1 protein-coding gene is annotated in these 256 nt (G+C 54.3%); it reads right to left on the bottom strand.

All coding sequences use genetic code 11. The annotated features are described in order from the left end of the window. Positions 1–201 (bottom strand): YqcC family protein (locus tag AC1RPH_RS08425; protein WP_481762136.1); only part of this gene is annotated, 201 nt, incomplete at its 3' end. Between the last annotated feature and the right edge of the window lie 55 nt (positions 202–256).

Here is a 256-nt window from a genome sequence, read left to right as displayed (position 1 = left end):
CGCATCCAGCAGCGCGTACATACGCGGCAGAAACACCCATTGCAGCCAGGCTTCGGCCGACATGCTGTCTACGCAGAAAGGTTCGGAGCTGGAGAAAGCCTCAGGCTCAGGCGGCGCGGCCTGCCATAGAGCCAAATCGCGCATTGACTGCTCAATCGCCTGCAAACTGTGGCGAACCTGATTATTTATACTCATCTGCATTCCCGATCTATTTTCATGATGAAGATTCAGCCGTATGGCTGAAAAGCGGCAAAGC

It is taken from the genome of Dellaglioa sp. CoH-57-MRSF-16 (assembly GCF_056782055.1).
Note: the sequence above shows the minus strand (reverse complement) of the source record. Positions and strands in the feature narration are given on the sequence as shown.